The organism is Candidatus Megaera polyxenophila (assembly GCF_029982035.1).
GTDB classification, from domain to species: domain Bacteria; phylum Pseudomonadota; class Alphaproteobacteria; order Rickettsiales; family Rickettsiaceae; genus Megaera; species Megaera polyxenophila.
This window is the reverse complement of record NZ_CP104166.1, coordinates 1,372,484-1,386,236: the sequence shown is the minus strand read 5'-3', so window position 1 is coordinate 1,386,236 and position 13,753 is coordinate 1,372,484. Positions and strand designations below refer to the sequence as shown.

10 protein-coding genes, 1 tRNA gene and 2 pseudogenes are annotated in these 13,753 nt (G+C 31.7%); 8 read left to right on the top strand and 5 right to left on the bottom strand.

What is annotated here, in order from left to right; all coding sequences use genetic code 11:
- Positions 1-121: 121 nt before the first annotated feature.
- From N3Z16_RS07445 to N3Z16_RS07415, 7 genes and pseudogenes are all read left to right on the top strand, one after another.
- A complete protein-coding gene (locus N3Z16_RS07445) occupies positions 122-1,138 on the top strand; it encodes a methyltransferase domain-containing protein (protein ID WP_282486007.1) in 1,017 nt (338 codons plus the stop codon).
- Between the two features lie 129 nt (positions 1,139-1,267).
- Positions 1,268-2,005 (top strand): MlaA family lipoprotein, encoded by a 738-nt coding sequence (locus tag N3Z16_RS07440; protein WP_410519644.1) that lies wholly within the window; start codon positions 1,268-1,270, stop codon positions 2,003-2,005.
- Positions 2,006-2,063: 58 nt separating this feature from the next.
- A complete protein-coding gene (locus N3Z16_RS07435; protein ID WP_282486003.1) occupies positions 2,064-2,678 on the top strand; it encodes an MlaC/ttg2D family ABC transporter substrate-binding protein in 615 nt (204 codons plus the stop codon).
- A gap of 21 nt (positions 2,679-2,699) precedes the next feature.
- Complete coding sequence (gene trxA / locus N3Z16_RS07430) at positions 2,700-3,017, top strand: thioredoxin (protein ID WP_282486002.1); 318 nt, start codon at positions 2,700-2,702, stop codon at positions 3,015-3,017.
- A 298-nt stretch (positions 3,018-3,315) separates the two neighbouring features.
- Entirely contained in the window at positions 3,316-6,402 is a 3,087-nt protein-coding gene (locus tag N3Z16_RS07425) for an FAD-dependent oxidoreductase (protein WP_282486000.1), read from the top strand.
- A gap of 158 nt (positions 6,403-6,560) precedes the next feature.
- A pseudogene (locus tag N3Z16_RS11735) lies at positions 6,561-6,920 on the top strand (transposase); the annotation flags it as partial.
- 316 nt (positions 6,921-7,236) lie between these two features.
- Positions 7,237-8,562, top strand: a complete 1,326-nt coding sequence (locus N3Z16_RS07415; RefSeq protein WP_282485997.1) for an MFS transporter — start codon at positions 7,237-7,239, stop codon at positions 8,560-8,562.
- Here the strand turns inward: N3Z16_RS07415 and N3Z16_RS07410 are convergent.
- A complete protein-coding gene (locus tag N3Z16_RS07410) occupies positions 8,456-9,052 on the bottom strand; it encodes an HD domain-containing protein (protein WP_282485995.1) in 597 nt (198 codons plus the stop codon). The two genes, N3Z16_RS07415 and N3Z16_RS07410, sit on opposite strands and share 107 nt — an antisense overlap.
- 779 nt (positions 9,053-9,831) lie before the next feature.
- Positions 9,832-9,935: pseudogene (locus N3Z16_RS07405) on the bottom strand (IS6 family transposase); the annotation flags it as partial.
- A 349-nt stretch (positions 9,936-10,284) separates the two neighbouring features.
- Here N3Z16_RS07405 and N3Z16_RS07400 point away from each other — a divergent pair.
- Positions 10,285-10,372 (top strand) — tRNA-Ser (locus N3Z16_RS07400).
- 211 nt (positions 10,373-10,583) lie between these two features.
- On the opposite strand, the gene N3Z16_RS07395 is transcribed toward N3Z16_RS07400, so the two are convergent.
- The 3 genes from N3Z16_RS07395 to N3Z16_RS07385 form a co-directional block, all read right to left on the bottom strand.
- Positions 10,584-10,832 (bottom strand): hypothetical protein, encoded by a 249-nt coding sequence (locus N3Z16_RS07395; RefSeq protein ID WP_223938515.1) that lies wholly within the window; start codon positions 10,830-10,832, stop codon positions 10,584-10,586.
- A gap of 15 nt (positions 10,833-10,847) precedes the next feature.
- Complete coding sequence (locus N3Z16_RS07390; protein ID WP_282485993.1) at positions 10,848-12,128, bottom strand: MFS transporter; 1,281 nt, start codon at positions 12,126-12,128, stop codon at positions 10,848-10,850.
- 84 nt (positions 12,129-12,212) lie between these two features.
- On the bottom strand, positions 12,213-13,613 hold the full coding sequence (locus tag N3Z16_RS07385) for an NAD(P)H-dependent flavin oxidoreductase (protein WP_282485991.1): 1,401 nt from the start codon (positions 13,611-13,613) through the stop codon (positions 12,213-12,215).
- Positions 13,614-13,753 lie beyond the last annotated feature (140 nt).

Here is a 13,753-nt window from a genome sequence, read left to right as displayed (position 1 = left end):
TTTTTTTGTTAATTTTATAAGTAACACCCAATATGCTTTATTAGTTTGAACTGTGCAGAATTATATGAGAACATAAATTGAAAATCAAATCAAAGATCAATAATCAAAATACTTAATATTTATGATGGCACAGGGTATTTTTTCTAAATTAGTAGATTATATAAAATCAGGATTTGCGTTCGTACTTGGAATTCCCAATCTGCTAAAAGATCAATTTTTTGCAATTAGAGAGAACGCAGCAAGGTTAAGATATAACCTAAAAAATTTCACAGAAACAAATATAAACCTTGGTATATATCACCTCAACAACCAAAATTACAATGATGCTATATTCAGATTTATATTAGTTGATAAATTTCTGCGTCCAAATGATCCTTTTGTAAATTACTGGACCGGATGGGCCTATTTTTTGAAAAAAAAATATAAGAAAGCAATTTTTTATTTAGAAAAAGGAGAAAGCGAAGATAAAATCGGGTTGTTAAAATTTATCAAAGAAATTGACCATATTTCCGAAGTTCCAAGTGAAATATACTCCGTATATCGGGGCATAATTACTAAAGATATTGTTGATAAATTTTTCAATAAAAATCTTAACCTACCAAGAGAACTAATTATAAAACTAATAGGCGCAATTGATAAATTACCGGAAAAATATTCTATACTTGAAATTGGCAGTAATATAGGTTTCGTTGGTGAAGAAATCGAAAAAAGAATGCAAGAAGGGTTTTCTATTACCGGTATTGAAAGTTCAGCCGAGATGATCAAACTCCAAAAACAATCTAAACGTGATAAGGTATATGATAAAATAATTAACTTACCTGTTGAAAATTATTTAATAGACCACAAGGACGAAAAATATGACATTATCTTAAGCCTTGACGGGTTCTCCAACAATTCAGAATTAAGCGATCTATTTGGTCAACTCTATAATTCTCTATCTTCGGGAGGGTATTTTGCTTTTGCGTGCAGATTAAGTGATAAGAAAGACTTCTCAGATAAATATTTAGAGTTTGTTTATGAGGAGCATTATATTACCAAACTATTAAAAAAATGTGGTTTTACTATCATCGATGAACCAAATTCAGAACCACTAATTAAAAATAGCTATGTTATATTCGTTGGTAAAAAACTAAACTAAATAAAAAAAATAATATAATTATTGAAAAACTACTGTTATAATCCGCACCAAACTAAAATTAAAAGCTATATGAGTTTCATAAAATTGAGTATTGGTTCAATTACAGCTAAGCGGTTTATAAAATATTTTCTGCAAACAGCATTAATCCTGAACTTTGCACTAGGAGAAGTCTTCGCCAAGGAAAGTGAGGATAGCGAGTATAAATACAATTACAATCAATTTAACGGTAAGTGCAGTGTTTACGACCCTTACGAAAAATTAAATCGTAAAATTTTTGCTTTTAATAGTGTGGTCGATACGTTTTTATTAAGACCAGTTGCTAAAATATATGGTAGATTTACAAATGACTATACAAAAAATCGTGTAGGAAGTTTTGTTGATAATATATCAGAACCTTTATCTACAGTAAACTATACCCTTCAAGGAAATTCTGAAGGTATACTCAAGAGTTTTTGGCGTTTTACAATAAATTCAACTTTTGGCATAGCCGGAATGTTTGATGTAGCAAGCAAATTTGGCCTAAAACCTCCACAACAAACTCTAGGTAGCACTTTAGCATATTACGGTACAGGCCCCGGGCCATATATAGTACTGCCTTTCTATGGCGGAATTAATGCTAGAGATGTATCAGACCCTTTAATTTCAGATTTTTTGCTAAATCCTCTTACTTATTCACTAGATAAGAATTTTATGCTTACCGTAACCGGTGTATCAATTATAGATATGCGTTATAAACTTATGCCTCTTACAGATTATGTTTCGAAAAATTCTTCAGATCCATATATTGCAGTTAGGGAAGCCATTTTTAATCAAAGAGAAGCGAAAATAATATACCCTGCAGGGTATAAATGCCAGACCTTTAAATAAAGATGTACATTAAAAATTAAAAGGGATAATATAGTTTTACATAAATTTAGGTGTAGTTATGAAAGTCATTAATAGAATTTTGCTATGTATATCTATTTTAGTTTACAATCCGCTGGCATATGCTGATGAAGATGCAGAAAAACTAAAAGTTTATGTTAATAACTTAATTACTGATGGATATAATATTGTAAATGACGCAAATTTACCAGCAGACGAGAAAGTCAAACGTTCAAGTACGTTAATACGCACTAATTTACACCTTGACTGGATGGCTAAATATACTTTAGGGCGGCATAAAAAAAGCCTTTCTGATGCAAAAATAAAGGAATTTACAGAAGTTTATTCGAAATTTATTGTCCAAGCATATGCTGATCTTTCAAAAAACTACAGCGACGTAAAAGCAGTTGTTAAAAAAGTAAACAAAGTTGATGATAATGTATTTTTAGTCAGTATGGAGATTTTTAAAAAAGACTCTGACTCACCGGTAGCAGTTGACTACTTAGTTCATAAACTTGCAAATGCTAAACAAAACCCTTATAAAGTAGGGGATATAATAACCGAAGGTGTTAGCATATTAAACTCTCAGCAAACTGAGTTTGATAATGTTATTTCTAATAATGGAATTGATGCTTTAATTAGTAATTTAAAAGAAAAATTGTCAAAAAACAATTAATAGAACTATTATATAATTATTATGACCAAACAAATTAAAGATAATGAATTTGAATCTGAAGTAATCAACTCGAAATTACCCGTACTAATTGATTTTTGGGCAGAATGGTGCGGTCCATGTCGTATGCTTTCGCCTATTCTTGATCAATTATCGGAAGAGATGGATTGTAAGGTAAAGATAGTTAAGATGAATATCGATGAAAACCCGGAAACACCATCTAAATTTGGTGTAAGAGGAATTCCGACGATGTTACTCTTTAAAGAAGGTAAACAAATCGCCACCAAGGTTGGGGTACAGCCCAAAAATGCGCTTCAGGAATGGATAAATTCTAGTCTATAGCCTAGTTTATCTTACAGTTTACCTGGATGTTGTAAAAAATAGCTGTGTGTTATGCATTTGTTTTAAAATTTTGGTAGGCTAAAATGATATGTTTAGTTTTTCTACTTCCTCTAGCTAGCTGTTTTGCTAAACTGATAACCAGTCTTTGCCCATAGATTGTAATTACCCTTCTGTATTATCCTTTAGATCAAATTGGATAAAGCACGCTAAACATCAAGCATACCAAAAATATTATAAACTATAAATAAACGATAACGGTTTAGCTAATTCATATCCTAAAAGTTATACTATACTTAATATGAAATTGAATTTTGCAGTAAATTTTAGCGATTTAAATTCTCTAAAAGGTTTAAAAAAAATCGACAAAATTTTTCTCTCTTATTTAGAGCAAAAAAACCTAATTTTACATAAAAAATTAACTGAGTACAGAAACTCCCCTGCTCTACCTAGTTCCTCTACTGAATACTCTAAATTTTTGCTAGAGTTAGCCCCATACCTCGATGATTTCGTAGCTGAATTATTTTCTATAGAAACAGAAAATCTTACTCTCAAACAGAGTCAGAAGGATTTTAATATAATTTATGAATGTAAGAGAAAATTTGTCCAACGGGTGTTTAAAAATTATTATACCCATAATAATAAGGAAATAAATTTTTCAGAAATATCACAGAAATTAACAGGATTAATTGGCAGAATCACTCAGGAAAGTTTTGCAGAAAACGTAATAAAGTGGCTAAGCACATCTGAAAAATTTGAATCGGAGTTAAAGGTTGCAGCAGATTATGCCATTTATATGATATTAAATAATAGTGGCCTACCTTTATTTACTATCCCAAGGCCCACAGATCCGGAGAATCTAATTCGTGAAAATAGAATCCAAATGCTAGCTAAGGATATTTATCTTGGCTTTGATTATAGAGATAATGAGATTAATTTAGAGAATGCCCTTTCTAACGCAAAATATTGTATATATTGTCATCATCAACAAAAAGATTCCTGCCGTTTTGGTATAAAAAACGCAAAACAAGAAAGCCAGCAAGCAGATGGCTGCCCATTAGATCAAAAAATTTCTGAAATGAATGAGTTAATGGCAGCAGGATTTAATATTGGAGCACTTAGCGTCATTTTAATTGATAACCCGCTCGTGGCTGCAACTGGGCATAGGATTTGTAATGATTGCATAAAATCCTGTATTTTCCAAAAACAGGACTCTGTTAATATTCCTCTTATCGAATCAAAGATTTTAGATAATGTTTTAAATCTTCCTTATGGAGTCGAAATATATATTTTACTAACAAAATGGAATCCATTAAATATTGAATCCCCTTTGCCTAAAAAACCTACTAATTATAATGTTTTGGTCACAGGTTTAGGGCCTGCAGGCTTTGCTCTTTCTCATTATTTGTTGAACGAAGGACATAACGTTACTGCAATTGACGGCTTAAAAATCACAGATCTAGAAATTGATTTAACAAAACCGGTAAAAGATTACAAACAAATAAAAATGCCTTTATCCCAAAGGTCTCCTCAAGGTTTTGGAGGGGTTGTAGAATATGGTATTACCAATAGATGGGATAAAAATAACCTCACTTTGATCAGATTAATTTTGGAAAGAAGAATAGATAATTTTAAACTACTTGGTGGTGTAAGGCTTGGCAGTAACATTACTACAAAGCAAGCTTTTGATTTTGGGTTTGATCATATAGCATTATGCCTTGGAGCAGGAAAACCAAAATATGTAAATTCAGCTTCTTACTTTATTAAAGGAGTAAAAAGTGCTGCTGATTTTCTAATGAATTTGCAACAAGGCGGTAGCTATCTAGCGCAAAGCAATAGTAATTTACTTCTTAGGATGCCAGTAGTAATAATAGGTTGCGGCCTGACCGCTATTGATAGTGCTGTAGAAGCAATTCATTACTACCAAGCCCAAGTAGAAAAATTCTTAAATTCATATAAGGATAAACCGGTAAATCCAGGTAAACTATCTGAAGAGGAAAAAATAATTGCAGAAGAATTTGTTAATCATGCAAAATTATTTCAAAAAGCTAAATCTATAGGAGAGAAACTTGATATTATTCAGCAACTTGGAGGAGTAACAATTTGTTATAGAAAAGACATCAAAGAGTCTCCAGCCTACGAAAGGAATCATGAAGAAATAGAACATGCTAAAGCTATAGGCGTAAAATTTCTGCTAAATTTATCTCCCATGGAAATTAAAGCAGACCAATATGATTATGTAAAGCAGATAGAATTTTTGGATCAGGGAAAAAATATTGTTACTTTAAATGCAAAAACGGTATTGGTTGCAATTGGCACAGAAGATAATGAATTCCTAGATATAAATGGATTTACTAGCGATGATCGTAGATTTAGCCACTTCGGTGATTGCAATCAGAAATACTCAGGAAGTGTTGTTAAAGCTCTTGCGAGCGCTAAAAATGGCTATAAGGAAATAACAAAACAGCTAAATAAATCTAACCCGAGTACAAATTTTTCTTTTCAACGGTTCGCCAAAGTTTTAGATCAGCAATTAAAATCCAAAATTTACTCTGTAAAGGAAATTGCCCTAAACATGTTAGATATAACAGTAAAATCCCCTCTAGCCGCTAAAAACTATCAACCAGGCCAGATTTTTAGGCTACAAAATGTTGCAGAGACACTGGATAAACTTACCAAGCCACTTGCCTTGAGCCCTTATAAAGTAGATAAAAACCAAGGATTAATTTACTTTGTTATATTAAAAACAGGTAAATCAACGGGGTTATGCAGTAATTTTAAGGCAGAAGAAGAAATCGTACTTATGGGACCAACTGGTTCTAAAACTTATATTCCAACATCCCAAAATGTTATTTTAATAGGTGAAGGAATCAGAAATATAGCCCTCTTACCAATTGCTCAGGAAATCAAGAATCAAGGGTCAAAAGTAACATTTTTTGCTGTCTATAACCAGCAAAATGACATTTTTTATATAGAGAAAATAAAGGCTGCAGCAGATGAGGCTTATACGTTCATACTATCTAATAATAGCAATGGTAATAAAAATATTAACAATTTAATGAATAAGATCAACGAAGCAAAAATGTCAAAAAATGCTTACATTATAGCTTATGTTACAAACAAAATGCTAGAAGAAATAAAAAGATATGAGCAGCAGTTATTTAAAGATAGTGAGTTTGTTTGTGGTATATTAGCCCCGATGCAATGTATGATGAAAGGTATATGCGGACAATGTATACAAAAAGTTGATAATGATAAAGGATATATTTTTTCCTGTGCTTCCCAAGAATATGATATTAAAAAATTTGAGCCTAAGCTTCTTGCGAAAAGGCTTAAACAAAACTCCCTGTTGGAAAAATTAGGAGATGTTAATAAACAACCCTACTAATAAGTTGCTTCTTCTAGCGTTAGAGCACTAATTATTTAAAACTTAATTCACCCAAAAGCTCAGATGAAGGCTCTAACTTATAACAAAAAACTTATGCCATTCGGCTCTGCCCAAATGATTGTGTAAATTCTTATAAATTATAATTTATGAAGAAATAAATGGCTAAAAATATACAAACCGAAAAACTAAATGCAGCAATAGATATTCTCATAAAAAGTGATGTATATTTATCAAATGTACTTGGGAAAGAAGGTTTAGTTAAACAACCTAGCAAACGTATTTTAGAGCGTACTTTAGAAGCAAAAATGCAAAGCCATTTAGGGTTACGAACACTATAATAGGTCTGATATAGGAAAGGTAGTTATCAAAAGAATTTAACAACCAATAAAGGCCATATAGAACTTAATGTTTCAAGAAACAGGAAAGAAAAATTGGAGCCTGTAATTGTTACAAAGAAACAAAGCCGAATAGATAGTTTAGATGAAAAAGTAATATCTTTGGATGTTAAAGGCATGAGTAATCAGGTATTAAGATTCAGTAAGTGAATCTTAAATCTGTCCTATATGCTCAATTATCTAGAATTTCTAAAATCAGATTAACTAGAAATTATCGCCTATGTTAAAACATTCTAAATTAAAATAACAAGTAATCCCAATAATTTATCATGACTAGTACAATAAAGAGTTGAAAAATAGCTCTAATAGCTGGTTTAACTAGGAAATGTTTATAAAATAATATAGGTTTTAACGCACTTCACAAAACAACGAGGTCTTACAAAGAACCGTCAGGGTTTACTTGCATTTTTTAATATATAATTAACTTGGGGATTATTATATGAGAAGATTAAATAAAGAACAAAAAGGAGCTATATTTCTTTTACAAATAGGTACGTTTTTGGAATATTTTGACCTTATGTTATTTGTCCATATGGCTGTTGTACTAAACGAAATATTTTTTCCAAAATTTGATCCGTTTACTAATTCTCTTTTATCTGCTTTCACATTTTGTTCTACTTTTGCTCTAAAGCCGATAGGAGCATTACTGTTTGGATATATTGGTGATAAAGTGGGAAGAAAGCATACCGTTATTATAACAACGATGGTTATGGCAATCTCGTGTATAATTATGGCAAATGTGCCAACGTATGCTCAAATAGGAATAGCTGCTTCATGGGTTATTACAATTTGTAGAGCTTTACAGGGAATGTCTTCCATAGGAGAATCTATAGGCGCTGAACTCTATACTGCAGAGTTGATAGATCCACCTTTAAGGTACAAAGCAGTGGGATATATAGGTTTTGCCGGAGTTGTTGGAATGTCTGTCTCATTAATGGTAGCACAAGTTGTACTATCTCTTGATATAAACTGGAGAGTTATTTTTTGGATCGGAGCAACAATTGCCTTAATTGGTTCTGCTGCAAGAGTAACATTACGTGAATCCCCGGAATTTAGTGATGCAACACGTAAGTTACGTAACATGCTTGAAAGAACGATTGAAAATGGCTCAGCACTACAAACTAATGCGGCATACTTAGAAAAAGTATCTTTTAAAACTTCTCTAGCTTACTTCTTAATTTTCTGTGGGTGGCCATTTTGTTTTTATTTTTCTTATGTTTATTGTACCACAATACTAAAAAACCAGTTTCATTATACAAGCGCAGAACTAATTAATCATAATTTCCTCGTATCAATATTTAATTTAGTTGGTTTATTCATATTTATTCGACTTACAGAGAAAATACATCCTTTATTTTTATTAAAAGTGAAATTAATAATTTATATTCCATTTCTCTGTCTAGTTCCTTTTTTACTAACAAAAGCAGAATCGCCTTCAATAATTTTAATTATTCAAATAATTGGGGTTGTTTTTGGACATTCTACAATACCTGCAAAAGCTATATTTTTAATGCACTTTCCAATTTTTAAAAGATTCCGTTATGCTAGCATGATTACAGCACTTGCACATATAACGCTCTATATCATAACATCGTTTGGGCTAGTTTATACAACCAACTTTTTTGATGTGTATGGTATACTTTTGATCTCCCTGCCTATTACTTTCTGTTTTTTACTTGGTTTATTACATTTTGAAAAACTTGAGAAACAGTCTGGTGACTATGCGATACTTCTAAGGAATCTAAATAAGACTTACATTCACTGAATTGAAAATCCTTATCAAAAGAAGAATCAATAGATAAATTATTACAGCAAAGTTCATAAATTACTTTTTCTAAGTCTTTGTAGCCCATATACATAGCAGTTATAATAAAAAAATTAAGCGTTTCCTCTGTTACTTTTTTTGCTTTTTCTGGCAATATACATCCTAAAGTCTGCATATTATGTAACCTATCAAATAGTTTTATTAGCAGCACTTCCCTCTCCTTTACTTTATAAGAGTTATTTAAAACCTCCTCTACAGTTAACTTTGTTCCATCTGGTCTATCACGGGTAAGCCTATCAACCATTTCTGCTATCCTTTCGCCAAAAGTACCTTGTATCATCTCTACACTAACTTCTGTATCTTCAACGGTGTCGTGCAATATACTAGCTACTATTACATCCGTTTTTAAATTGTAGTCGGATATCATATAAGCTACTTCTAAAGGGTGGGTGTAATATAACTCGCCTTGATTTCCTTTTTTGGTCACCATGATATTTCCTAGCGAAGTAAATAGCTTTATTAATTAACTCGAAATCTAGCACATTTTGAATATCTAATGATTTAAGTTTTTCTGTTAATCTTAGTGAGTATTTACAGGATGTTGAATAATCCATAATTTAAAAATCAGTCAATGACGCCATTATATAATAACCCCTTATTAGTTGGAATATAAGCAAATTATAAATATTTATTAAATTATTTTCTTTAATGTTACAAATTAAATATTAACAGCTTAAAAAATGGAACAACCTATAACTTCCACAAATAAGGCGGGGGATCGTATAAAAGATGAGTTTACAGGTTTTTACAGAGGTAGGGTTATTATTTCTGAGGACTTCAAAGATGAAGTAGCCTTATAATGACAATGGTAATAACTTTAGTGGTCTTACTTCCCCTGTCATCCTATTAACTCCATTTGTGGATACGTTCTTAGTACGGCCTACCTAAATCTTCATAAAAATCACGTGTAGGTTCTCTATGTAAGTCATCTTTGTTTATAAATTCTTCACACACTGCTTTATTAGGAGTAAGCTCGGAAAAAATATTTATAAATTTATGGATGAAACTATAAAGCATTTTTTGTTATAGAGAATTAAAATGTTAAAGTATTTAATAGGCAGCTAATGAGTATCTTTTTCCTATACCTAACAAACAACTCTAAAACCTAAAGCTTATTTATGCAAGTAAATTGTCAGTAATAATACTAATTTCACCGAAAATACCCTGCCCATATTTCCAGAAGTCGAATTTTCCTTTTTTAAACATTCGCATTTCCTCTAAATCGCAATAACTTATACCATACTTACAGTACCATCTTACCGCCCAGATGATTATATCTCATATTTGAAATGTGGATGCTTAAATAGGTTCATAAATCTAGTATTCTATCTTTACTTAGGAACAATGATTTTATCCCCTTACCTCTCTATTTACAACAGGGCTCTTAGGGCTGAATTTACACAATTGATTCAAAAGACTCTACAACTCATCTTTTATTTATATCAATCATTACCAGATTACATATAAAAAATTTTATTATTTTTTATACCTATTCAATACCTTGTTTTTTATATTAATGTTTTACTTATCTCAACAAACATACCTAAAATCTTGAGAAGGTTAAACTTTCAACTTCTTCTTGCTTCTTTTTGAATTGTATTACTTGATTAAAATTTGTCTTTAGTGTATTTTTCTGCATAAGATCTAAAAACAACCCCCTTCGGAGAGGTGGCCGAGTGGTTTAAGGCGCTCGCCTGGAAAGCGTGTTCACAGCAATGTGTCGAGGGTTCGAATCCCTTCCTCTCCGCCATTCAATCTAAGTTGTGGTTTTTTCGAAAAATCTGAGCAAAAAATTTAGAGAAGTCCTAAATTTTTTTAGTATTTCCTCTGGCATATTGGAGTGCTCTTAAGAATAAGCCTACCCCAGATTTATTATATATATATTATTACTAATAAAACTGGTAAGATAGTATACTAGGAAATATAACTATTTGTTCTAAAAATATTATCTGTCCCTTATATCAGATAGTGCTATTTAGATAACCTTTATTATTTTTTATAATTGCACCTGTTATATCTCCTTTAATTTGGACATTTGATCCTTTTACGATAACACCTTTTTCAGATATAAAATTAATATTTCTTTTTACTAAACTTTTTCCTTTTAAATGTAAAACCTGCTTCTTACCATTATTATCGTTGATAACTATATTATTAAGATTAACGTCTTTAAGTGTAATATCATTGCTTGTTACTTCTAAATCCTGCATAGATGTAAATTGTAATCAGCTATTTTCCACTTTCTTACACACAGTTAAGTTATAGATTAATAAAAATATAGGTATAAACATTGCACTTATTAAAATGTTGAAAATAAAAAAAGTAGTCCAATCCAAGTATGACGCAGCCACTCCAGATAAGAAAGAAAGGAGTATACGTGAAAATGAGCTGAAAGAAGAAATGATAGAAAATTGTGTAGCTACCAACTGCTTATCACAAAGAATGGAAAAATATATTACTAACGCAGTACCTCCTAAGCCTGAAGTAAAGTTCTGCAGAGTAATAGTTAGAAACATTATTAAGATATTATTACCCATTATGGATAATATTGCAAACATAAGTGGTGACATCAACTGAAAAATACCACATATAAAAACGCTTTTCACAATTCCTACTTTAGCTGTTATTATACCCGCTATAGCACCGCCCATGATCATTAATAAAAGGCCGTATGCTTTAGATATGCCCGCTATCTCGGTAGTGGTAAAAGACAAATCTATAAGTACTAGTGAACTCATAGCAGCCGGCACTGTATCGCTCGATTTATACAATAATATAAATAAAATTATTAAAAACCATTTTGGATTTTTTATTTTTAATAATCTAAAACTATCCTTAATTACTTGGAGATATTCTGTAGAAGATAATAAACTGGTTGCGGTTTTACGTTTTAATATACCAGGTTCTGTAACCTGTAAAATGATTATTGGCCCAAGTAGAATAACTACGAAAGCACATAAATAAACATAATGCCAATTTAATATACTGGAAATATATAATCCTCCTGCACTCCCTATTAACATCCCTATACGGAATCCTGTAATGCTAAAGGTGCTTATAAGGGAGAGCTCCTGTTCAGTTTTGGCATGTTCTATCCGATAAGCGTCTAAAACAATATCCTGGAGAGCCGCACAAAGAGATATAACTGGCATAACAATAATAGTTATAAGGGGATTATAGGTAGGCTCAATTATTAAAAATACTGATATAGAAATTAATAGGCATGCTTGAATTGCAAGAGCCCACCCTCTCCTATGACCAAGTCTCTTACACAAAAAAGGTATTGAATATGTGTCAATAAATGGGGCTAAAATCGGTTTTAAACAGTATGGTAAGGAGGTCAAGAATATTAACCCTACAAAAGTAGAAGAGTATTTAGCTTCAGCCAAGTTATAAGGTATAGTAAAAGAAATTAAATTAAAGGTCATACCTGAAATCATACCTAATAAACATATTCCATAGGAGTATGGAGGTATAGTTTTTAAGAATTTAACAAAATTGAACATTTTACTTAGTAGTCTATTAAATTTAAGTATAGTTATTATATGTAATTTTAGAATATTTGCTGACTTTTAAGATATACTATAACGTTAATTACCCGTTAATATTCGATTAATTAGCTCTTTAACAGTAGGAATAAAACCATTTTTGTAAAAAGGATCTTGCGCAAATAAATAGGCTAACTTTCCAGAAAACATCAGATTTTCTTGTATATCTCCTCCATGGGAAATATTGTATAAAGTTCTCCTGATACAATAAGAACGTGGGTCAGGAATTTTACCTTCTGCCAGTTCTTTTTTCTCAGACCAATTGCTAAAACGGCAATAAGCTAGGCAGCCAGTACAATTTATTTGGGTCTCTCTTATTTCATCATATTTTTCCTGAGTAATAAAAATTAGGCTTGAATCCGGAGTAACCATAGTTTTGTTAAACCCTGCTTTTATCCAGCAATTAGCTTTTTGATTATCTTCCTCAGTTAAATAAATAGCCTTATTCTTAATTTTGTTAATCACAACAGCCATTTTTCGTTCCTCGGTAGGCGTAAGGGAATAATATACTTGCCTAAGCGACCTGTCTTGAAGTTCTTTTATAAAGTTATTTACTACAGCCAATGAATGAAATCCTGTCGGACTAAAGTGATTAGACTTAATTTCAGCAGGATCTAAGTCTAAAAGTTTCTGTTTCCAACTATCAGAAATAGGGCTTTCCACCGTTAGTAAAGCTCTAGTTCCGAATTGAAAAGCAATTGGTCCAATTTCGGTGTTATTAATCCAATTTTCCCAATCCCTCAAAAACCACACCCCACCAGCCATTATAATCGGAATATCGTGCAAACCACATTCCCTCATAATTTGCCTAATAGCTACAACTCTTTGGTAAGGATTTTCAGGAAGGTCACAATCTTCGTTATTACTTATTCCATTATGCCCTCCAGCCTTCCAAGGATCTTCATATACTACTCCGCCAAGCCATTCCCTAAAATTTATATATGATCGTTTCCATAATAGGTTAAAAGCTCTCGCCGAAGAAACTATAGGGTAATAGAAAACTTTGTGTTGAGAAGCTATTTCAGCCAACTTAAACGGCAGACCAGCTCCGCACACTACTCCATGAATTAAATTTTTTGTATTTTTTAACACTTCCTGAAGAAAATACTCAACTGAGCTTATCCCCCATAATACATTCATATGGATACGTCCTGCTCCTCCTGACAGATCGTACGCTATCTTAGCTTGGGATATAGCTGCTTTTATAGCATGATTAGTTAGCTCTATACTTCGTTCACTCCTAGTTTTTCCTCTAAAAATCAATGGTATAAACTTCCCCGTTTCATCATAATAATCTCCGTATACGCCGGAAAAAGTTCCCACCGCTCCGCTGGATGCCCAAGCTCCGGCACTTTGACCGTTACTAACTGAGATTCCTTTACCTCCCTCAATTAACGGTAATACTTGTTGGCCAGAAAGAGTTAATGGTTTTAACGTTTTCATAAAAATAATTAATACAACTTAGTTATTAATAAAAATATAGGATTAGATTTATTTAATCTTTGATCTAAATCAATTTTTTGTTTTTACATAGTTGCTAAATTGGTTCGGAATTTAATAGATGGGTATTCAATAGAATTTGA